This window comes from Henriciella barbarensis, assembly GCF_003576345.1.
Classification (GTDB): Bacteria; Pseudomonadota; Alphaproteobacteria; order Caulobacterales; family Hyphomonadaceae; genus Henriciella; species Henriciella barbarensis.
Window position 1 is genome coordinate 1,034,438 of the sequence record NZ_QWGB01000005.1, and the last position, 19,524, is coordinate 1,053,961.

Consider the following 19,524-nt stretch of genomic DNA (forward strand, 5'->3'; position numbering starts at 1 on the left):
GAGCCGGGGCCGGCGATCACTCGTGCGACTTGTCGAGGCGCAGGACGGCCAGCACCGCCTCTGTAAAGACGCGCAGCATCAGGAGCTGGACGATCACGACGACCGGGGTCTTCAGGATGCCCCAGAGGGCCATGCCGAAATTCTCACCGAAATAGGTGAGATAGAAGACGAGCGTCTCCACACCGCGCCAGATGATGAAGATGATGAACAGATAGAAGAGCAGGCGCGTGAGCAGCTCACCCAGCGGCTTTTCAAAGCTCAGGAAATTCGACAACCAGTTCATGAAAGACTTCCGTAAGGCATATTCGAGGCGGCGGAAACAAGCAGAGGCAGGCGTCTGTGTCCAGTGGAGCGGCCCTTGTCAGCTTGACCATGGCGGCTCTCGCGGCTACCTCGCGCCCATCGTCGACTTACAGGAAATTCGCGCATGGCCAAGATCAATGGCAATGAAATCAAGCCGGGCAACGTGATCGAACATCAGGGCACCGTCTGGCGCGCGGTCAAGACCAACTCGGTGAAGCCCGGCAAGGGCGGCGCCTTCAACCAGGTCGAACTGCGTAATCTGATCAACGGATCCAAGCTGAATGAGCGCTTCCGCTCATCGGAGACGGTCGAGAAAATCCGTCTTGAGCAGAAAGACTACCAGTATCTCTACGACGCCGGTGAAGCACACGCTTTCATGGATCAGGAAACCTTCGAGCAGATCGAGATCCAGAAGGATTTCATCGGTGAACAGGAAGCCTTCCTTCAGAGCGAAATGGTCGTCGTCATCGAATTCTATGAAGATAAGCCAATCGGCATTTCCCTTCCGGACCAGGTCATCCTGACGATCGAAGAGACCGAACCGGTTGTTAAAGGCCAGACGGCAGCCAACAGCTTCAAGCCGGCAACCTGCGAAAACGGCATCCGCGTGATGGTCCCGCCATTCGTTGGCCAGGGTGAGCGCATCGTCGTTCAGACCGAAGATTCCACCTACCTCAGACGCGCTGACTAGACAGGCTTACTGAATGTCCAAACCCTCACCCGTCGGAACCGTCATGATCGCCGCAGCCCGCGCGGCGGGTCGCTCGCTTGCGCGCGATTTCGGGGAAGTCGAAAACCTGCAAGTGTCCAAGAAGGGCCCTGCAGATTTCGTTTCCAATGCCGACCACCGCGCCGAGCAAATCATCTATAACAGCCTGACAAAGGCGCGGCCGGGCTATGGCTTCCTCATGGAAGAGCGCGGCGTCGTCGAAGGGTCGGACAAGTCGAACCGCTTCATCGTCGACCCGCTGGACGGCACGCTGAACTTCCTCCACGGCCAGCCACACTATGCCGTGTCGATTGGTCTTGAACGTGAAGGAAAGCTGTTGGCCGGTGTCGTCTATGACGTCGCCAAGAATGAGATCTTCTGGGCCGAAACTGGCCGGGGCGCCTGGCTCGACCAGCGCAAACTGCTCGTGGCAGCGCGCAAGAATACCGAAGAGGCTGTACTTGCCATGGGTTCTCCGTGGGTTGGACGCGGCGCAGAAGCGCACCGCCTGTTTGCGGGCGAGCTTGGTTCACTGACGCCAGTGACGGCAGGTCTTCGCCGCAATGGCTCTGCAGCGCTGGACCTGGCATGGGTCGCAGCGGGACGGTTCGACGGCTTCTGGGAGCGCGGCCTCAAGCCTTGGGACATTGCTGCCGGTATCGTGCTGGTGCGCGAAGCGGGCGGCTATGTCGAAGAGATCGATGGCGGCGACGTACTGGACACCGGCAACATCCTCGCCACCAATGAGCCGCTCATGCCAAAGCTGCGCGAGCGTCTGCGCAAGGCGAAGGCCTTCATGGGCGGCTGACGGAGCTGCCTATTCGGCGGCTTCGGCCGCAAATTGCATTTCAGCGAGGCGGGCATAAAGCCCGCCTTTTTTAACGAGCGTGTCGTGGCTGCCTTGTTCGACGATGCGGCCATCATCCATAACGATGATCCTGTCGGCACGCCGGATGGTCGAGAGCCTGTGCGCGATGACAAGGGTGGTGCGTCCTTCAGCGGCGGCCGCGATGGCTTTCTGCACGAGACCTTCGCTTTCACTGTCGAGGGCAGAGGTTGCCTCATCCAGCAACAGGATCGGCGCACGGCGGACAAGCGCGCGGGCAAGGGCAACGCGCTGTCGCTGACCGCCCGAGAGGCTGCGGCCTTTCTGGCCAAGTTCAGCGTCGAGGCCGCCGCGATCTTCAAGAAAGCGCCAGGCCTCGGCCATGCGGGCGGCGTCTATTAGTTCACCATCAGGCGCTGCCCCGCCCTGCGCGCCAAAGGCGATATTCTCTCGCGCCGTGCCGGTGAAAAGGGCAGATTCCTGTGGGGCATAGGCAAACTGACTGCGCCAGACGGCCGGGTCGGTCTCGGGCGCTTCCACGCCATCCACGGTGATATTGCCCGATTGAGGGTCGAACAGGCGAAGCGCCAGGCGGAAAACTGTGGACTTGCCTGCGCCAGACGGGCCGACAAGGGCCACGAACTCGCCCGGCTGAACATCCAGGGTGAAACTTTTCAGGGCGGGGGTGTTTTCGGTGCCATAGGAGAAATCGACAGCGTCGAAAACGAGATGCCCTTGCACAGGAGAGGCGATAGGGGCTGCGGCTTGCGGAGGCAGGATTTCTGCCGTCTCACGCAGGATCTCGCTGGCACGATCACTGGCCCCAGCCGCGCGCATGACCTCGCCCCAGACCTCTGCCAGCATGCCGAAGCCAGAGCCTGCATAGAAGGCGTACAGGATCATCTGGGTGAGCTCACCCGGTGTCATCTGACCCGTCGCCACTGCGCGGGCACCGAGCCACAAGATACCGACCATGCCACCGAGTAGCATGATGGAAACTGCGAGGATCATGAAGGCACGGGCGGTGATACGCTTGAGGGCCGCCTGGAAAACCGCTTCCACGGCCGTAGAAAAGCTCTTCTCGCGGCGGTTCTCCTGCCCATAGGCCTGCACCAGCTCAATCGCATCCAGCGCTTCGGATGCTTCAGCGCCAGCGTCCGCAAGGCGCGACTGCGCCCGGTTGGAGGCGCCGCGAATGATACGACCGATGATCATGACCGGCAGCATGGCAAGCGGGATCATCAGGAGGAGCGTGCCACCAAGCTTCCAGTTGGTGATGAGCATCATGGCGATCGCGCCGGTCGTCGACAGGATGGTGCGGGTCGCAAGTGAGGCAGAGGTGCCGAGAAACTGCTCGATCAGGGTAACGTCAGCGGTCAGCCGCGAGACGCTTTCGCCAGAACGCATCCCCGCATGAAAGCGAGGGCCAAGGCTGAGAAGCTTGGCGTATAGATCCGTGCGCAGGTCAGCGGCGACGCGTTCACCGAAACGGGACACGAAATAGAAGCGCAGCGCGCTCAATATGCCCATAAGGACGGCGGCGAGCAGGACGTAGAGGAAATACCGGTCGATCGTATCGAGAAGGGCGGCCCCGTCTGCGCCGCCTGCTCCAGCATCGACCGCGCGCCCGAACAGCCACGGGATTGAAAGCGCTGCTATCGTGGAGACAACAAGGAAGAAGAGGGCGACGAAAACTAGCGTCAGATGCTTGCGCACATAGGGCCAGAGCAGCGCCAGCGGCTTCACGCTCCGGGCCTTCGGTCGGTCCGCGCCGCCCTGGTCCGGCAGCGTTTCGCGACGGTCATCGCTGATCTGGCTTGTTGCCTCGCTCATCTCTTGCACCTTCCTTGGCACTCGGCCCCTTGCGGGCCGGGCCTCAATCTACTAAGACCCCGCTTTCCGAATTTCACAGAGGCCAATCCGCGCAGGGTGGCCGCTGACGCGAGGACTAGAGACGATGAAAGCCGAAGGCCATCCCGATTATCACTTCATCACCGTCGTTATGACTGACGGGACGGAGTATCAGACCCGTTCGACCTATGGCAAAGAGGGCGACCGCCTGACGCTGGACATCGATTCCAGCTCGCACCCGGCATGGACTGGTGGCAACCAGCAGCTGGACCGCGGCGGCCGTGTCTCGCGCTTCAAGGACAAGTTCAAGGGCTTCGGCGTCTAAGCCAGCTTTCAAACAGACACGTTCTGAAAATCCCCGCCAGGCGCGGGGATTTTTTATGCCTGCGTCTCGGTTTCTGGTTCAAGGTTTTCGGCCCGCGGCGGCGTGCGGTGTTCGAGCGCGAGATAATCGCGCGAGCGCATTTCGAAGAGGCGGCTGGCCGTACGTTCAAACTCGAAGCTTCCATCGCCCTCAGGATAAAGGGCTTCAGGTTCAGATTCGGCCGTCGCAACAAGTTTGACGCGCGCTTCATAAAGCGCATCGATCAGGGCGACGAAACGCGCCGCTTCATTGCGCTTCTCCCGTGACAGGAGCGGGATGTCGTCCAGCAGGACGGTGTGGAAGGTCGCCGCAATAGCGAGATAGTCGCGCGCGCCTAGCGGGCGGGCGCAAAGCTCCGGAAATGAGAAGCGAGCGACGCCTGCGGCCTCGCGGCTGACCTTGAGCTGGCGGCCTTTAACGTGTAGCACGCACGAATTCGGGCGCGCACCAAGGGTCAGGCGTTCGAAAGCTTCATCCAGTGTTGCCTCTCGCTCAGCCGCACTCTCAGACACATGCCAGACAGGCGCTTCGGTGAGACGTTCGAGCCGGTAATCGCGTTCGGCGACCAGTTCGAAGATATCGCACTCATCCTTGATGCGCTGGATGAAGGGGACGAAGAGCTGGCGGTTGAGGCCATGCTTGTAAAGATCATCCGGGTGACGGTTGGAGGTCGCAACGACAGTGACGCGGGCCTCGAACAGGCTTTCGAACAGGCGCCCAAGGATCATGGCATCCGCAATCTGGGTCACCTGAAACTCGTCAAAGCACAGCAGCTTGGCCTCTGAAGCAATCAGCTTGGCGACGGGTGGAATCGGATCGCTGCCAGCGCCTTTGACGCGGTGGTCGGCACGTTTGCGCTCACTTTCGCTCATCTCGCGCCAGGCATTCATCTCATCATGCACCCGGCCCATGAACTCATGGAAGTGGACGCGCTTAGCCTTCACTGGCGAAAGGTCATGGAAGAGATCCATCAGCATGGACTTGCCGCGCCCCACGCCGCCCCAGAGGTAAAGGCCCTTCACCTTGGTTTCCTTGCGGAAAAGCCCTGCAGGCTTTGCCTCGCTCAGCCGTTCAAGCACGCTGTCCAGCTTACGGGCCGCCTCACGCTGGGCGCTGTCCTCATTCAGCTGCCCTGCTTCAACCCGCGCCTGATAGGCCTGTTCAACGCTCATTCGTTCAGCCCCCTCCTAGCACGCCCGCCACCTGCTGGGAGAAGATGGAGAGTGATTCCGGGGCGATAACGATCGTCGCGATCAGGCCGAAAACGGCCCCGCCAATATGGGCTTCGTGGCCGATGATGCGGTTTTCGCGCTGAGCCAGGATGACACTGATGACGATGAAGAGAATGCCGAAAACGATGGCTGGCATCGGAATGATGAAGAAGAGCAGCATCGCAAAAGGCTGGAACAGACAGAACGACAGGATGATGCCTGATGTTGCCCCCGAAGCGCCAAGCGCGCGGTAGTCTGGTGTGCGGAAGTTCTCCAGCAGCGCCCAGAGATTACCGCCCAGAAGCGCGGCGAAATAGACAAAGACGAAGGCAGGCGTGCCCAGCTGGTACTCAATGTATCGACCGAACTGGAAGAGGACGAACATGTTGATGAGCAGGTGAAACACGCCGCCATGCAGAAATCCTGACGTGACGAGCCGGTGATATTCGCGCTTCTCCCGGATCGCGCCAACGTCGAAGAGGTTCTTCAGCAGGAATTGCTGGTTCAGCCAGCCATAGATGCTGACGAGGACATTGATCGCGATCAGTATCAGCGTGGCGGGAAAAATCGAAAGCTGGTCCATGGCCGACGCCTATCGCATGGCGCGGAGGAAAAGAACCAGAAAATACGCCGCGGCCTGTCGCCAGCCTGCTATCAGGCGCTCTGGCGTAGTGCAGGTTCGCTTTCCATGGGTTTCCAGTTGGCAGCGCGGAGTTCGCTGATCGGGGCGGGCCTGCCGAACAGATAGCCCTGCGCCTTGGCGAAGCCTGCTAGCCGCACCAATCTAAGCTGGTCTTCGGTTTCGATGCCTTCTGCGACGATGTCGACGTCCATGATGCCGCCAATGCCGGATATGAGGGCCAGAAGCTTCTGCGCGCGTCGGCTCTCCACGGCCTGGGTGAGGAATGACCGGTCGACCTTGATCCGGTCGATCGGCAGGGTCTCAAGCCGGCTGAGTGAGGAATAGCCTGTACCGAAATCATCGAGCGAGATGCCGACGCCGTGCTCGCGAATGGTGTCCAGCCGGGTGCGGGACACATCCATATCCTCAAACATGCCGCGTTCAGTGATCTCGAGTTCAAGCAGCTTTGCCGGGAAGCCGGTTTCCTCGAGAATGGCGAGAAGCGAGTCGATGAAGCCTTCGCTCATGATCTCCATGGGCGAGACGTTTACATTGAGCTGAATTGCGGCGCCGTGTGTGTTCATCCACGCCAGTGCCTCATTGCAGGCTCGCCGCAAGGTGTACTGGCCAAGCTTGACGATAGAGCGGCTGCTTTCCGCGATAGTGATGAATTCGTCGGGCGCGATGTTGCCATAAACAGGGTGTGCCCAACGAGCGAGGGCTTCCACGCCGCTCAAGGCGCCCGTGCGGACTTCAAAGATGGGCTGATAATGCATCCGGATGTCGCCGTTCGCGATCGCCGCCGCAAGATCACGCCGGATTGCAAGGCGCCGCTCCAGCCGGACTTCGATCTCTCCCGCGCAGAGAATGCACTGACCGCCACCGAGTGACTTTGCCTCGTAAACGGCTGCATCGGCGCGCTCCAGCGTATTGGCGAGCGTCTTGTTCGGACCGGTGCAGGCCGCGCCGATGGAGGCGGCCATATCAACTACCCTGTCTTCCATCCTGATCGGGCGGAAGACGGCTTCGGCAAACTGTTCGGCGAGCCAGTGGATGCGTTCGGGGTCCCACCGCGTTGTCAGGAGGGCGCAGAACTCATCGCCGCCGAGCCGGAAGACTTCGAGGCCGGGGATGGCTTCTTCGAACTCGCGAAAGCGCAAGCCAAGCTCTGCGAGCGCCGCATCGCCGCTTTCATGACCCTGTCGGTCATTCAGGTTCTTGAAGTTGTCCAGATCGATGCAGATGACGGCCGTTTCTTCGTCATCAGTCTGGGACTGGCGCGCTTCGACGGACTCATTGAAAGCGTGGCGGTTTTTAAGGCCCGTGAGTCTGTCGCACATGGCGAGGACTTTCAGTTTCTCCTCGGCCTCTGCCTTGTCGGTAATGTCATGCGCAATCACCCGGTAGCCGGCAAAACTACCGTCCGGGTGGAAAACTGGATGGCCGGTACACTCCACGCGGCGGGAGAGATCGCCCACGCGCAGATATGCCCGGATCTTCTCATAAGGTGCTCGCGAAGCGAGGGCTTCGTGAAAGATGTGGGCCTGCTCTTCCCAGTCATAAAAGAGGGTTTTCCAGTTGCAGCCAGCGGCATGCCCTGGCCCGAAAAAGTCGGTGACGATGCCGAATTCGTTGATTTCGAGGTGCCAGTCAGAGGCAAGCGTTGCGTATTGCGCGTAACGCTCTTTCAGGGTGCTTTCCTTTTGTGCGGCCTGGTTGAGCGAGGCGTAGGCGGCGCCGGTAATTTTTTTAGGTAGGATGGCAGCCAGGGCGCTCGCGACGGTGATAATGCTGAGCGCCATGGCGGTGAGATAGGTTTCATCACGGCCGGTAAAGACGACAGCTTCGCCGGGAAGGCCTGCCAGGTAGTAGTTGTAAAAAACGATCAGGCCGACGCTGTAGAGTGATGCCATCCACAAGGGTGCGAGCAGGCCCAGCATGAAGGGGCTGAGGCCAAGGAGCATCAAGCCGATCCAGGCACCGGCCCCATGAAGCAGAATTTCCGCCATCAGGTTGGTCGGGATGCTCATGCAGACAAGCAGGATGGACAGTGAGAGCGTTCGTTTCTGTGTCGCGAGAAGCATTGCCGCGCCCAGGCAGGCAAAGGTGGCGGCATCGACAACGGCCATCACACCGAGCGGATAGTTGTCGGCGGCAATCATTGAAAGAATGATGGACGCCATGGTGATGATGATGGCGCTGGCACAGAAGAGTACGAGAAGTTGCTGAACGCGCGTATGGTTCAGATGGCGAAGAGACCATCGCAGGGACTTCCAACGGCCGGCACTGGCGGATTCAGATCTTCCACCGTCTTCCATACAATCACTCTTCCTCTCACCCAGCTAGTATATAGACATCAATTCTTTGACGGCTGCCAAATTGCGCGCTCAATCTTACCGAATCGATAAAACCTGGGAGTAATCATGACGGCGCACGAGGTCTGCGCCGCGTAACGCATCTGAAAACTGTGTCAGTTCGAGGTTTCTAGGCGGCGACGATCCGGGCGGCGCTTTTTCCATCTGGCGCAGGCATCTGCTCAAAGAAGAAATCGAGCATGGCTTCGGGGCGCTGTATGAAACGGTTGTATGGCAGGCTGGCCTTGAAGATCGGCGCCTGCGCGATGTTGCAGCCACAGCGCAGTGCGGTCTCGACAATGGTGTCGCGGTCCGGATTGGCCGAGGCAACGGCGATACGGTGAGGCCCCATATTGGCGAGCCGCGCAATCGTCATGTCGCCATCATAGCTGTCGGGCAGCGTGAGTTCCGTGATCACGAGATCAAAACGCTCCAGGCGAAGGCGGCGTTCTGCTTCCATGAGGGTGTGGGCGAGAACGAGATCCACCTGGACGCGGGCGCGGGCTGCCTTGTCAGCAGCCACAGCCAGGATGTCGCGCACTGGCTCGTGATCCTCGATCCACAATACTTTCATAAAGCTCTACCCTGTGTGCCGAACGCCTTCTGAACCGAACGCTGCGTTCTCCCTCAATGAAGGCACTTTGACACCCATGCCTTTCAGCTTGGTAAAGCGAAACTTGCCGAAGTGTTTACGGCTCCCCTGATCTGGTTACCGCAAGAGGAGATCGCATACGGAAGATATTCCGTGATAGGTTCAATGCTGGCCGGGGAAGTAGCCTGATTGGTGCTGTGGTAAGGAAGCTAAAATGCCTGATGGCACTGTAAACGAAGCAGAAAATAGTTCAGCGTTTCTCCGCGATGTCGAGGAAAGCGATCAACACATCGTCGACATGCTGATTGCGGAGCGTTGCCCCAGTTTTGTATCGCACTGGTCCTGGCCATTAACGCGGCGCGTCCTCTACAAGATGCTCGGTTATGCACGCGCGCGGGAGATGGCTGACACGCTGATGACACTCAATGGGCGCGAATCGTTTGATTATCTTGCGCGAGAGCTCGATGTTCAGCTGGACATTCAACATCTGGACCGCCTGCCAGAACGTGGGCGGTGTGTCGTAGCCGCGAACCATCCCACCGGCCTTGCTGACGGAGTCGCCGTCTGGGATGCATTAATCCAGAGACGCAAGGATGTCGTGTTCTTCGCCAATGCGGACGCGATCCGGGTCAATCCGCGTTTTCAGGATGCGATTATCCCGATCGAATGGGTTGCTGACAAGCGTAGCCCTGCCAAAACGCGTGAGACGTTGAGGCGCGCATCCGAGGCCTTCGAGTCGGAGAAATGCGTCGTGATTTTCCCGTCTGGCAAGCTCGCGAAAAAAGTCGACGGGGTGCTGACTGAACAGGCCTGGTTTCCGACAGTAGTGAGCCTTGCTCGCAAACAGGGTGCGCCAATTGTGCCGATGAATGTGCGAGCTGAAAACTCACGACTTTTCTATCGCCTCAGTCAGATCAATGGCGAGTTGCGGGACATTACTCTCTTCCACGAGCTTCTGAACAAGAAGCGCGCCCGCTTTGAACTCACACTCGGTAAAACGATCCCGACCTATTCGCTGATGGGGGAAGCTGCCAAGGTCACCGAGGCACTGAAACACCACGTGTCCTATACACTAAGCGAAAATTCAGACGCTGAATTTGGGAACTCTGACCCCCAACCATAGTTGAGTCCTATGGGCACAACTCCTCAGTGGAGTTGGCGCGCGCAAAAAAGCGAAAGGGCTGAACATGGAAGAATTCTGGAATAACACAGTCATACAGGTACAGGACTATGGGCCGAAAGTGCTCTTCGCCCTGCTTATCCTGATCGGGGCCTATATTATCGGCCTCCTGTTCAAATGGGCGATCTCGACCGCAGTCAACAAGACCGGTTTCGGCAAGGGACAGGCTGACCCGGATGGCAAGGCGACCAAGTCACTAGGTGATAGTCTCGGTATAGCCGCCTTCTGGATCATCATGCTGATCGGCGTCATTCAAGCGCTTACACGACTTGAGCTGACGCAGATCGTGCAACCGCTGAACGGCATGCTGAGCGATGTGCTCAACTATCTGCCGAACATCTTTGGCGCGATCCTGATCTTCATCGTCTTCATCATCGTTGCAAACGTCGTGCAGAAGACAGTGAAGGCGGTTTTCGTTTTCGCGGACCCTGTGCCAGAGCGGCTCGGGCTTGCTGACGGCCCGGTCAATATTTCGGGCGTGACGGCAACCGTTCTTGCCGCAATTGTCGGTATTCTCGGTGCGATCGCAGCGTTCGATGTACTTGCGATCGAGGCGATCTCTGTGCCCGCAACGGCAATGCTTAACGAGATCATCGGCGCAATCCCGAACATCCTCATCGCCGCAATCTTGCTGACGGTCTTCGTTATCATCGGCCGCTTCGTTCACAACCTCATTCTGCGCACGCTGCCGAATTTCGGTGTCGATTCTGCTGTGGCTGAGCTTGGTATCCTCAAGGGTGCAGACTCTGGCATGACGGCGTCGAACGTGATCGCCAAGGGCGCACTGTTCTTCATCGTGCTGCTTGGTCTGGTACAGGCCATGCGTGCGCTTGAGTTCGAAGTGCTGACCAATGCGACCTATACGGTGCTGGATCTGGCTGCTTCGATCGTCTTCGGCGCGATCATCATCTTTGCCGGTGTCGTTATCGCCCGCATCGTGAGCGGTGCCATGGCTTCTTCCGGTGATGGCGCAAGCGATACGGTTGCGAAGGTCATGAAGTGGGCGATCATCATCCTCGCCACCATCCTCGGTATTTCCCGCATGGAGCTGGACCCGACGGGTGGCGAGTTTGTACTGAATGTCGCCGAAATGCTCGTTATGGGCGCTGCCATCGGCCTCGCAATTGCGTGCGGCATCGGCTTTGGCTGGGGTGGCCGTGAATGGTTCGCCAGGCAGCTTGAGAAGTGGAGCCGCAAGGACGGCACGCCGTAAAGGCGCAAGCTGACCTGAATCAAAAAAGAAAGGCCGCTCCATCCGGGGCGGCCTTTTTCCATTGTCACTTTATTTTGCGCTGAAGCGCGTTAAGCGCTGCGCGTCCCTGCAGGGCTGAGTGAGCCATGGCAGTGTTTGTACTTTTTGCCAGAACCACATGGGCAGGCCGCGTTGCGCGGCGTCTGTGACCAGTCATCCTCTGCTTGGTGCAGGGGTGGGCCATCATGCGGATCGTTCGGACTCTCTACGACGCCAGGGGTCATCTCATTGTCGCCCGTATCGGGATTGAGGTGCGTTTCACGCAGGCTTTCACGCGACAGGACAGAGGCACGCGCTGCGGCGAGCGCTTCTTCATCGCGCGCACGGGCGGCTGCCCGCTGGGCCTCGTCTGATGGCGGCGTGATGCGGATATTCATCAGGATGCGCGTCACTTCATGGCGCAGCGTGCTGAGCAGTTCGTTGAAGAGCTTGAACGCCTCTTCCTTGAACTCGTTCAGCGGATCGCGCTGGCCATATGAGCGCAGGTGAATGACCGAGCGCAGCTGGTCGATCTGCTGCAGGTGGTTGCGCCACTTGCTGTCGAGCACCTGGAGCAGAACCTGTTTCTCGACATTGCGGATCTGGTCAGCGCCGGCGAGCTTTACCTTCTGCTCGAATGCTTCGTCGGAAGCCTTGCGCACACGCTCGGCGATCTCGGCATTGGCCACGCCTTCTTCGGACGCCCATTCGGCAATCGGCAGGTCGAGACCAAGCTCATTCTTCAGCGTTTCGGTGAGGCCTTCAACGTCCCACTGCTCAGCGAACGCCTTCTCCGGCATCGCCTCTTCGACCCATTCGTCGATAATGTCGTGGCGCATGTCGGTCACTTCTTCTGTGACCTGTCCGGCGTTCATGAACTCGCGGCGCTGTTCGAAGATTGCCTTGCGCTGATCATTGATGACGTCGTCATATTTGAGGACGTTCTTGCGGATCTCGAAGTTGCGTTCCTCGATCTTCTTTTGCGAGGTTTCGATCGCCTTGTTCATCCAGGGGTGGGTGATGCCCTCATCTTCCTTGATGCCGAGGCTCTTCATGATCGAGTTCAGGCGTTCAGCCGCGAAGACACGCATGAGGTCGTCTTCGACGGAGATGAAGAATTTGGATTTGCCCGGGTCACCCTGACGGCCTGTCCGGCCGCGCAGCTGGTTGTCGATCCGGCGGCTTTCATGGCGCTCGGTACCAAGGACGAAAAGGCCGCCCGCGTCGAGCGCCTCCTTCTTGCCAGCCTGGATCTCGGTCTTGATCTCGGCTTCCATGGCCTCTTCTTCCTCACGGGAAGGCTCACGGCCGTGCTTTTCCTTGAACTCGTCAACGGCCTTCCAGAGGCGCATTTCGAGGTTACCGCCAAGCTGGATGTCGGTGCCACGGCCAGCCATGTTGGTTGCGACGGTCACAGCGCCGGGAAGACCGGCATCGGCGATGATTTCGGCTTCCTTTTCGTGGTGGCGCGCGTTCAGCACCTTGTGCGGGATTTTCGCCTGCGTGAGCAGGGTGGAGATAATCTCGGATTTCTCGATCGAGGCGGTACCCAGCAGGATTGGCTGGCCCTTGGCGCGGGCATCGCGCACTTCCTTGACGATTTCCTGATATTTCGCGGAGGCGACCCGGTAGACGACGTCATCATCGTCGATGCGCTGGATCGGTCTGTTGGTCGGCAGCTGGAAGACTTCCAGCTTGTAGATGTCTGCGAACTCGGCCGCTTCGGTGATGGCCGTGCCGGTCATACCGGCGAGCTTGTTGTAGAGCCGGAAATAATTCTGGAAGGTGATGGAGGCCAGCGTCTGGTTCTCTGGCTTGATATCAACGCCTTCCTTGGCCTCGATCGCCTGGTGCAGGCCTTCAGAGAGGCGGCGGCCTTCCATCATGCGGCCCGTGAACTCGTCGACCAGCATGACCTGGCCATCGTTCATCAAATACTGCTTGTCGCGGTGGAACAGCTTGTGTGCGCGCAGGGCCTGGTTGGAATGGTGGACAATGGAGACGTTCTGCGGGTCCCAGAGGTTGCCATCCAGCATGCCGGCCTCATCCAGCATCCGCTCCATCTTCTCCATGCCTTCTTCGGTGAAGATGACAGAGCGCTGCTTCTCGTCGAGCTCAATATCGGTCTCGTCGTTTAATTGCGGGATGAAGTCGTTGATGGTGCGGTAAAGCTCCGAACGGTCATCGGTCGGGCCGGAAATGATCAGCGGGGTGCGCGCTTCATCGATCAGGATGGAGTCGACCTCATCGACGATGGCATAGGCGTGACCGCGCTGCGCCATCTGGTCGAGCGAATATTTCATATTGTCGCGCAGATAATCGAAGCCGAACTCATTGTTCGTGCCATAGGTGATGTCGCAGGCATAAGCGGCCTTGCGCTCACCATCATTGAGGCCGTGAACGATGGTGCCGGTCGTCATGCCGAGGAAGCCGTAAAGCTTGCCCATCCATTCGGCGTCGCGGCTGGCAAGATAGTCGTTCACGGTAATGACGTGCACGCCCTTGCCGGCGAGCGCGTTGAGATAGACGGCCAGCGTCGCGACCAGCGTCTTGCCTTCACCGGTCCGCATTTCCGCAATGGCGCCCTTGTGAAGCACCATGCCGCCGATCAGCTGCACATCGAAGTGACGCATACCGAGCGCGCGGACCGAACCTTCGCGCACGACCGCGAAGGCTTCGTCCAGAAGATCGTCCAGCGTTTCGCCCTTGTCGAGGCGCTCGCGGAATTCTGCAGTCTTGGCTTTCAGCTCCTCATCGGAGAGCGCCTGCATTTGCGGCTCCAGAGCATTGATCCGCTCGACGCTCTTGCGCATCGGCTTGATCTTTCTGTCATTGGCGGAACCGAACATTTTGCGGGCAAGGGAGAGCATGGAAACAAGCACCAATCTGCGCTGTTGACTTGAAGGATGCCTCCTGACGAGAAACCATGTGCAGGAGGGGCACGCAAAAGGGCCGTGCCACGGGTGACTAAACCTCTCGACCAGTCCCCGCGGGAGACTTAAGAACGCCGCCAAATAGTGTCAATGCGGACGGCTGTACCACGAACACAAGGACTTAGGCATGCATAGGCACTGGTTCTCAATTCCAGCTCTTACACTCACTCTTGGCCTTGTCCTGGCGGGGTGTAGCGAGAGTGATCCGGAAAACGGCATCCGGCGGCCGGTTGGTTTCGATGCGTCCGCTGCCGCAAGGGTAAACGGTGACCCGATCTACCTCTCCGATGTGGAGCTGGAAGCTGTCGCGCAAGGCCGTATTGAGCCCGGCGACTCCTTCGGGCCAGAGCATGAAGATTATCAGCTTGTCCTCGATCAGTTGATCGATCAGCGCCTGCTTGCACAGGAAGCGGTGCGACGCGGTCTCGACCGTACGCCGGCTGCCCAGCGCCGTCTCGAAACCGCGCGCGAACGCCTGCTCGGTAATTTCCTCATGGAAGATCTCGTCGCCACGCAGGTGAATGAGGACGCCATTGACCGGATGTATGAAGAACAGGTCCGACTGCAGCAGCTCGATGATGAAGTGCGCATCCGCCACATCCTGCTCGCCACGCAGGAAGAGGCCGAGACTGTCCTGCAAAAGGCGCGCGCCGGTGAAGACTTCACCGCGCTGGCGTTTGAGTTCTCCGAAGATACCCGCACGCGTCTTGACGGGGGTTCATTCGGTTGGGTCGCGCCAAACGAGATGGTCGATCCGTTCCCGGCTGTGATCGCCGATACGCCAGCGGGCGAAATCTCAGAGCCTTTCCAGTCCGAACAGGGCTGGCACATTCTCAAGGTCGAGCAGCGCCGCACGCGCCCGCCCAAGACGCGTGAGGAAATGCGCCCTGAAATCGTGACCTACCTCACCTTCACGCAAATCAGCCAGATCCTGCAGACCCTGCGCGCCAATGCCGACATTGAAGAGCGCGAGGGCGGCATGATCGCGCGTGACCTTGCAGAAGAAGCTGGCGAGGCGGCGGCAGGTGAGGCTGGGCAGGGCGATGAGGATGACCTCGATCTCGGTGAGACCGCCGATGATGCGGCAGACGACGGCACTGCCCCGGCGGCCGATGATGAGACGGAGACTGTAGAGTGAAGCTCACCCCCTCACCGTTTGCGCCCGCCAGCTTCCCAGCGCTTCCACACGTCAAAGGCGTACAGGCGTCAACAGCCTCGCGCGGCTTCTATACGCGGCGAGGTGTCCAGCGCGACGATGTCTTCCTGTTCCTGATGTCCGAAGGCACGTCGGCGGCTGGCGTGTTCACACGGTCACTGACGGCCTCTGCTGACGTTGAATGGTGCCGCGAAGCGCTGAAAGCCTGCGGCGGCCGGGGCCGTGCGGTCGTTGCGAATTCCGGTAATTCGAACGCTTTTACGGGCAAAGCGGGTTTCCTGAAGAACGAAGCGACGCTCGCCGCGATGACCACGACGCTGGGCCTCCCCAAAGAGGCCTGCTTTCTGGCGGCGACCGGCGTGATCGGGGAGCCGCTGGCTGACCCCAATTTCGTTGGCGAGATGCTGCCAGAGCTTGAGAGCAAGCTTGGCCCCGCCGACTGGGAGGCATGCGCGCGTGCCTTTATGACCACCGACACCTTCCCGAAAGGGGCCGGGACGACCTGCGAAATAGACGGCACACCCGTTGCGATCTCTGGGATTCTCAAAGGCTCTGGCATGATCATGCCGAACATGGCGACCATGCTCTGCTATGTGTTTACCGATGCCGCCATTGCGCCAGAGCTGCTCGACAAGCTGTTGCGCGAGACGGTCGATCCGACGTTAAATTCAGTCACTGTGGACGGCGATACGTCGACTTCCGACACCTGTATGCTGTTTGCGACAGGGGCCTCTGGCGCCCCCATGATCGAGGATGCGGATGACCCGCGCCTTGCGGGTTTCCGTACGGCACTGATGGAGGTCTTCCGCGATCTTGCCCAGCAGCTGGTCAAGGATGGCGAGGGAGCGTCGAAATTCGTCGAAATCTGCGTCGAAAATGCGGTTTCGGAAACGTCAGCCAAGACGATCGGGATGCACATCGCCAATTCGCCCCTTATCAAGACCGCGCTCGCCGCTGGCGATGCGAACTGGGGCCGTATTGTCATGGCGGTCGGCAAGTCGCTGGAGCCGATTTCCAGGGATGAGATGCAGATATGGTTTGGCGAACATCTGGTCGCCGATGGCGGCATGCGCGCGCCGGGCTATGACGAGGCCGTGGCGAGCGCACATTTTGCGGGTGACCACATTTCCATCAAGGTCGACGTTGCGGCAGGTGACGCGTCCTGGACGGTGTGGACGTGCGATCTCACCCACGGCTATGTCGACATCAACGGCGCTTACCGGACATGAGCGGGACAGTCCTGCTGGTGGTGGCTGCCGCGATCTTCAACGAAAGCGGCGAAATCCTTCTGGCCCAGCGCCCGGAAGGCAAATCCATGGCGGGCCTCTGGGAGTTTCCGGGTGGCAAGCTGGAGCCGGGAGAGCGGCCTGAAGAGGCGCTTTGCCGCGAATTGAAGGAAGAACTCCAGATCTCGGTCGAGCCGTCCGCGCTCCAACCGATCACTTTTGCGAGTTTTGGTTATCCGGATTTTCACCTTTTGATGCCACTTTACGAGGTGCGGGACTGGCGGGGTGAACTTGCCGGTCTTGAGGGACAAGAGATTGCCTGGGTCAAACCGGCTGAGTTGGCCAGCTATAAGGCCCCGCCTGCCGATATTCCTCTGTTCGAGGAGCTGGCCCGAAGGTATTGAGAGGACTTCATGTTCATTAAGCCAGTGAAGAAGCTGAAGTCCGATGAGAGCGGCGCGAGCGCCGTTGAATACGGTCTGATCATGGGCCTGATGACAATCTTGCTGATTACCGCGCTGACCACGGTTGGCTCCAAGACGTCCGACCACTTCAACGAAGTCGAAAGCGGCTTCTCCGGCTAGGGTTTTCGGGGCAGGTGCCCCCATGTGAGGCTTGACCCTCTCGCGCCCCGCGCGCTTCATCCTGCCTGACGAGACGCCAGCAGGAGATCCGTGATGAGCAAGGTCACCCCATTTACCGTAGACGTGTCAGATGACGTGCTCTCGCGCATACGCTCGCGTGTTGAGGCATTCCGCTGGTTTCCCGCACCTTCCATTGGGGACGAATGGGCCTTTGGCATGTCGACAGCCTTCCTGACGGATATTCAGGCTTACTGGCTGGAACGGTATGACTGGCGCGCGGCGGAGAAAACGCTCAATGCGTGGCCGCAATTCAAGACAGAGATCGACGGGCTCGACATCCACTTCCTGCATGTGGTGGGCGAAGCTGGCGGCAAGCGCCCGCTCCTGCTGACGCATGGCTGGCCGGGTTCGGTCTATGAGTTTTATGAGGCGATTGGCCCGCTCGCCTATCCGTCGAAACATGGCGGCAAGGCAGAAGATGCCTTTGACCTCGTGATCCCCTCACTGCCCGGCTATGGCTTTTCCGGGAAGCCCGCTGCCCCGACCGGCCAGCAGGCAACGGCGCGGATGTGGGACACGCTGATGCGCGAGAGGCTTGGCTATGACACCTATCTTGCCCAGGGCGGCGACTGGGGCGGGCTGGTGACCTCTCTGCTCGGTCTTAATCATGGTGTCGATAGCGGCGGCGGATGCAAGGCGATCCATCTCAACATGATCGGGCATCAGCCGGCTGACCGGACCCCGCGTACTGATGAGGAGGCCAAATGGGCTGCGGCCTCACAAGCAGCCATGCAGGCCGAAGGCGCTTACCTCATGGAGCAGGCGACCAAACCGCAGACGCTCGCCATGGCGCTGATGGACAGCCCGATGGGCACAGCGGCCTGGATTCTGGAGAAGTTTCATGGCTGGAGTGATCGCAGCCGGGGAAAGCTGACCGATATCTATTCGCGCGACCAATTGCTGACCAATGTGATGATCTATCTGGTGAATGACGCGATCGCGACATCGGTCTGGTATTATGCCGCTTTATTCCTTGAAGGCGGCGCGCAGCTGAAGCCGGACCAGAAGGTCAATATCCCGACGGGTATCGCAGACTATCCGGGCGAGGCGATCTACAGGACGCCGCCGCGCAGCTGGTGCGAGCGGATCTACAATGTCGACTACTGGTCGGACATGAAGGAAGGTGGGCACTTCGCAGCGATGGAAGTGCCAGACCTGTATGTCGAGGATGTGAGGGCGTGGGCCCGGGCCGTCAGTTAGGCTCTACCTACATCGCCATCGAGAAAAGCGTGACCAGCAGCTGAATGACCAGCGCAAGGCCCGCAAGACCGATCACGGTGGCGATCCAGGCACCGCCGAGGCTCATGCCGACGCCGATCGCGATGCCGGCCCCGGCACAGAGGATCAGCGCAACAAGCCAGTTCATGCCCACTGAGAGCGTGAAAACCATGTAGCCAACCGAAAGCAGAAGGATGAGTGCACCCCACATGCTTGCCTTCATGAAGCCCGAATACATCTTCGATTGCGCTTCGATTTCCATTTCGCCGCGGGTGTATTCGCTGGACGCCATTGATCAACTCCGTTCATGGGCCTTCTTAAAGGCGTTTTATCGACGCCGGGCCGATGGTCAAGAAGCCAGGCGGTCGCAGCTGCAGCGTATCACTGCGCGTTTTAGTTGAGCTTGGTCTTTTCGGTCTTCTTTGGCGGCACGAAAGCGGGCGGTAGCGGGGCGGCCGGTACGCCTTCTTCTTTCAGGCTCTCACGCTCATCAGCGGTGGTCTCACCCCAGATTGGCTTATGCTCGCGCTCACCATAGTACATGGAGCGTGCCTCCTCGGCGAACCCGTCGCCGACATAGTCGTAATTGTCCGCGATGTGCTGGCGCGCCTGGGCAGCGAGCTTGCCGAACACTTTTTCAGGATCGCTTGCGCCGGACTTCGTCGACGGGCGCACGGACGGGGCCATGACCTGCTTGCGGATATCGTGGCCGCCGCAGTTCGGGCAGTCGATCAGTCCTTTTTCGGACTGCGTTTCGAAGCCTTTGGAAGAGGCGAACCAGCCATCAAAACCGGTCTCGCAAGCCCTGCATTCAAGTGCGTAGCGGATCATGGCGTAGGTGCCTCAGAGCGCGGCGAGCTTCTGGTCGAGCTTGCCGGAGCGTTCGAGCGCCATCATCTCGTCGCAACCGCCGATATGTTCCTCGCCGACAAAGATCTGCGGGAAGGTTCGCCCACCATTCGAGCGCTGGATCATCTCCTGCTTCTTGTCCGGATCCATGCCGGCATCGATCTCATTAAAGTCGACGCCTTTCTGCTTCAGCAGCGACACCGCGCGGGTGCAGAACGGACAGAAGGCACGTGTGTAGATTGTCACAGCGGACAT

Annotated in this window: 20 protein-coding genes; 10 read left to right on the forward strand and 10 right to left on the reverse strand. The window is 59.5% G+C overall.

The features are described 5' to 3' along the window. Window positions 1-16 precede the first annotated feature (16 nt). A complete protein-coding gene (locus D1224_RS08060; protein WP_119379372.1) occupies window positions 17-283 on the reverse strand; it encodes a DUF4282 domain-containing protein in 267 nt (88 codons plus the stop codon). A gap of 144 nt (window positions 284-427) precedes the next feature. Between D1224_RS08060 and efp the strand changes: the two genes are divergently transcribed. Both efp and D1224_RS08070 read left to right on the forward strand, forming a co-directional pair. After that, window positions 428-994, forward strand: coding sequence for an elongation factor P (gene efp / locus D1224_RS08065; protein ID WP_119379373.1), 567 nt, complete (start codon window positions 428-430; stop codon window positions 992-994). Window positions 995-1,007: 13 nt separating this feature from the next. Then, on the forward strand, window positions 1,008-1,820 hold the full coding sequence (locus D1224_RS08070) for an inositol monophosphatase family protein (protein WP_119379374.1): 813 nt from the start codon (window positions 1,008-1,010) through the stop codon (window positions 1,818-1,820). Window positions 1,821-1,829: 9 nt separating this feature from the next. Here D1224_RS08070 and D1224_RS08075 read toward each other — a convergent pair whose 3' ends face one another. Continuing rightward, window positions 1,830-3,671, reverse strand: coding sequence for an ABC transporter transmembrane domain-containing protein (locus D1224_RS08075; protein ID WP_119379375.1), 1,842 nt, complete (start codon window positions 3,669-3,671; stop codon window positions 1,830-1,832). 124 nt (window positions 3,672-3,795) lie between these two features. Here D1224_RS08075 and rpmE point away from each other — a divergent pair, with 124 nt between their 5' ends. Further along, complete coding sequence (gene rpmE / locus D1224_RS08080) at window positions 3,796-4,014, forward strand: 50S ribosomal protein L31 (protein WP_119379376.1); 219 nt, start codon at window positions 3,796-3,798, stop codon at window positions 4,012-4,014. Between the two features lie 53 nt (window positions 4,015-4,067). Here the strand turns inward: rpmE and zapE are convergent, their stop codons facing one another. The 4 genes from zapE to D1224_RS08100 all read right to left on the reverse strand — a co-directional run bounded on the left by zapE (window position 4,068) and on the right by D1224_RS08100 (window position 8,814). Next, a complete protein-coding gene (gene zapE / locus D1224_RS08085; protein WP_119379377.1) occupies window positions 4,068-5,225 on the reverse strand; it encodes a cell division protein ZapE in 1,158 nt (385 codons plus the stop codon). A 4-nt stretch (window positions 5,226-5,229) separates the two neighbouring features. Then, window positions 5,230-5,847 carry a rhomboid family intramembrane serine protease gene (locus D1224_RS08090; RefSeq protein ID WP_119379378.1) on the reverse strand — a complete coding sequence of 206 codons (618 nt, stop codon included), beginning with the start codon at window positions 5,845-5,847 and terminating at the stop codon, window positions 5,230-5,232. A 71-nt stretch (window positions 5,848-5,918) separates the two neighbouring features. Further along, on the reverse strand, window positions 5,919-8,204 hold the full coding sequence (locus tag D1224_RS08095) for a putative bifunctional diguanylate cyclase/phosphodiesterase (RefSeq protein ID WP_119379379.1): 2,286 nt from the start codon (window positions 8,202-8,204) through the stop codon (window positions 5,919-5,921). A gap of 166 nt (window positions 8,205-8,370) precedes the next feature. Next, window positions 8,371-8,814: a DNA-binding transcriptional response regulator gene (locus tag D1224_RS08100; RefSeq protein WP_119379380.1), complete on the reverse strand. Its 444-nt coding sequence runs from the start codon at window positions 8,812-8,814 to the stop codon at window positions 8,371-8,373. A gap of 232 nt (window positions 8,815-9,046) precedes the next feature. Between D1224_RS08100 and D1224_RS08105 the strand changes: the two genes are divergently transcribed. After that, complete coding sequence (locus D1224_RS08105; RefSeq protein WP_119379381.1) at window positions 9,047-9,955, forward strand: GNAT family N-acetyltransferase; 909 nt, start codon at window positions 9,047-9,049, stop codon at window positions 9,953-9,955. A gap of 64 nt (window positions 9,956-10,019) precedes the next feature. Then, on the forward strand, window positions 10,020-11,225 hold the full coding sequence (locus D1224_RS08110) for a mechanosensitive ion channel (RefSeq protein WP_119379382.1): 1,206 nt from the start codon (window positions 10,020-10,022) through the stop codon (window positions 11,223-11,225). Between the two features lie 89 nt (window positions 11,226-11,314). On the opposite strand, the gene secA is transcribed toward D1224_RS08110, so the two are convergent. Further along, window positions 11,315-14,113: a preprotein translocase subunit SecA gene (gene secA, locus D1224_RS08115; RefSeq protein ID WP_119379383.1), complete on the reverse strand. Its 2,799-nt coding sequence runs from the start codon at window positions 14,111-14,113 to the stop codon at window positions 11,315-11,317. Window positions 14,114-14,303: 190 nt separating this feature from the next. Here secA and D1224_RS08120 point away from each other — a divergent pair, with 190 nt between their 5' ends. The 5 genes from D1224_RS08120 (at window position 14,304) to D1224_RS08140 (ending at window position 18,402) form a co-directional block, all read left to right on the forward strand. Then, the gene (locus tag D1224_RS08120) at window positions 14,304-15,314 is read left to right on the forward strand and encodes a peptidylprolyl isomerase (RefSeq protein ID WP_119379384.1); all 1,011 of its coding nucleotides are present in this window, start codon (window positions 14,304-14,306) and stop codon (window positions 15,312-15,314) included. After that, on the forward strand, window positions 15,311-16,561 hold the full coding sequence (gene argJ / locus D1224_RS08125; protein WP_119379385.1) for a bifunctional glutamate N-acetyltransferase/amino-acid acetyltransferase ArgJ: 1,251 nt from the start codon (window positions 15,311-15,313) through the stop codon (window positions 16,559-16,561). Before D1224_RS08120 ends, argJ begins: the two co-directional genes overlap by 4 nt. Next, entirely contained in the window at window positions 16,558-16,962 is a 405-nt protein-coding gene (mutT, locus tag D1224_RS08130) for an 8-oxo-dGTP diphosphatase MutT (protein WP_119379386.1), read from the forward strand. The genes argJ and mutT overlap by 4 nt, the downstream gene beginning before the upstream one ends. A 9-nt stretch (window positions 16,963-16,971) precedes the next feature. After that, window positions 16,972-17,142, forward strand: a complete 171-nt coding sequence (locus D1224_RS08135) for a Flp family type IVb pilin (protein WP_119379387.1) — start codon at window positions 16,972-16,974, stop codon at window positions 17,140-17,142. A 93-nt stretch (window positions 17,143-17,235) separates the two neighbouring features. Then, window positions 17,236-18,402 (forward strand): epoxide hydrolase family protein, encoded by a 1,167-nt coding sequence (locus D1224_RS08140; protein WP_119379388.1) that lies wholly within the window; start codon window positions 17,236-17,238, stop codon window positions 18,400-18,402. 7 nt (window positions 18,403-18,409) lie between these two features. On the opposite strand, the gene D1224_RS08145 is transcribed toward D1224_RS08140, so the two are convergent. From D1224_RS08145 to grxC, 3 genes are all read right to left on the reverse strand, one after another. Then, window positions 18,410-18,712 (reverse strand): aa3-type cytochrome c oxidase subunit IV, encoded by a 303-nt coding sequence (locus D1224_RS08145; RefSeq protein WP_119379389.1) that lies wholly within the window; start codon window positions 18,710-18,712, stop codon window positions 18,410-18,412. A 101-nt stretch (window positions 18,713-18,813) separates the two neighbouring features. Continuing rightward, window positions 18,814-19,251: a DUF1178 family protein gene (locus D1224_RS08150; RefSeq protein ID WP_119379390.1), complete on the reverse strand. Its 438-nt coding sequence runs from the start codon at window positions 19,249-19,251 to the stop codon at window positions 18,814-18,816. 12 nt (window positions 19,252-19,263) lie between these two features. Then, on the reverse strand, window positions 19,264-19,524 hold the full coding sequence (gene grxC, locus D1224_RS08155; protein WP_119379391.1) for a glutaredoxin 3: 261 nt from the start codon (window positions 19,522-19,524) through the stop codon (window positions 19,264-19,266).

Excerpts from the sequence above, each read along its gene's own strand:
- D1224_RS08100 (WP_119379380.1), bottom strand. The coding sequence starts at position 8,814 with ATGAAAGTATTGTGGATCGAGGATCACGAGCCAGTGCGCGACATCCTG.
- grxC (WP_119379391.1), bottom strand. The coding sequence starts at position 19,524 with ATGTCCGCTGTGACAATCTACACACGTGCCTTCTGTCCGTTCTGCACC.
- zapE (WP_119379377.1), bottom strand. The coding sequence starts at position 5,225 with ATGAGCGTTGAACAGGCCTATCAGGCGCGGGTTGAAGCAGGGCAGCTG.
- D1224_RS08145 (WP_119379389.1), bottom strand. The coding sequence starts at position 18,712 with ATGGCGTCCAGCGAATACACCCGCGGCGAAATGGAAATCGAAGCGCAA.
- D1224_RS08110 (WP_119379382.1), top strand. The coding sequence starts at position 10,020 with ATGGAAGAATTCTGGAATAACACAGTCATACAGGTACAGGACTATGGG.
- D1224_RS08150 (WP_119379390.1), bottom strand. The coding sequence starts at position 19,251 with ATGATCCGCTACGCACTTGAATGCAGGGCTTGCGAGACCGGTTTTGAT.
- D1224_RS08135 (WP_119379387.1), top strand. The coding sequence starts at position 16,972 with ATGTTCATTAAGCCAGTGAAGAAGCTGAAGTCCGATGAGAGCGGCGCG.
- secA (WP_119379383.1), bottom strand. The coding sequence starts at position 14,113 with ATGCTCTCCCTTGCCCGCAAAATGTTCGGTTCCGCCAATGACAGAAAG.
- D1224_RS08070 (WP_119379374.1), top strand. The coding sequence starts at position 1,008 with ATGTCCAAACCCTCACCCGTCGGAACCGTCATGATCGCCGCAGCCCGC.
- rpmE (WP_119379376.1), top strand. The coding sequence starts at position 3,796 with ATGAAAGCCGAAGGCCATCCCGATTATCACTTCATCACCGTCGTTATG.
- D1224_RS08095 (WP_119379379.1), bottom strand. The coding sequence starts at position 8,204 with ATGGAAGACGGTGGAAGATCTGAATCCGCCAGTGCCGGCCGTTGGAAG.
- D1224_RS08120 (WP_119379384.1), top strand. The coding sequence starts at position 14,304 with ATGCATAGGCACTGGTTCTCAATTCCAGCTCTTACACTCACTCTTGGC.
- mutT (WP_119379386.1), top strand. The coding sequence starts at position 16,558 with ATGAGCGGGACAGTCCTGCTGGTGGTGGCTGCCGCGATCTTCAACGAA.
- D1224_RS08075 (WP_119379375.1), bottom strand. The coding sequence starts at position 3,671 with ATGAGCGAGGCAACAAGCCAGATCAGCGATGACCGTCGCGAAACGCTG.
- efp (WP_119379373.1), top strand. The coding sequence starts at position 428 with ATGGCCAAGATCAATGGCAATGAAATCAAGCCGGGCAACGTGATCGAA.
- D1224_RS08090 (WP_119379378.1), bottom strand. The coding sequence starts at position 5,847 with ATGGACCAGCTTTCGATTTTTCCCGCCACGCTGATACTGATCGCGATC.
- D1224_RS08105 (WP_119379381.1), top strand. The coding sequence starts at position 9,047 with ATGCCTGATGGCACTGTAAACGAAGCAGAAAATAGTTCAGCGTTTCTC.
- D1224_RS08140 (WP_119379388.1), top strand. The coding sequence starts at position 17,236 with ATGAGCAAGGTCACCCCATTTACCGTAGACGTGTCAGATGACGTGCTC.
- D1224_RS08060 (WP_119379372.1), bottom strand. The coding sequence starts at position 283 with ATGAACTGGTTGTCGAATTTCCTGAGCTTTGAAAAGCCGCTGGGTGAG.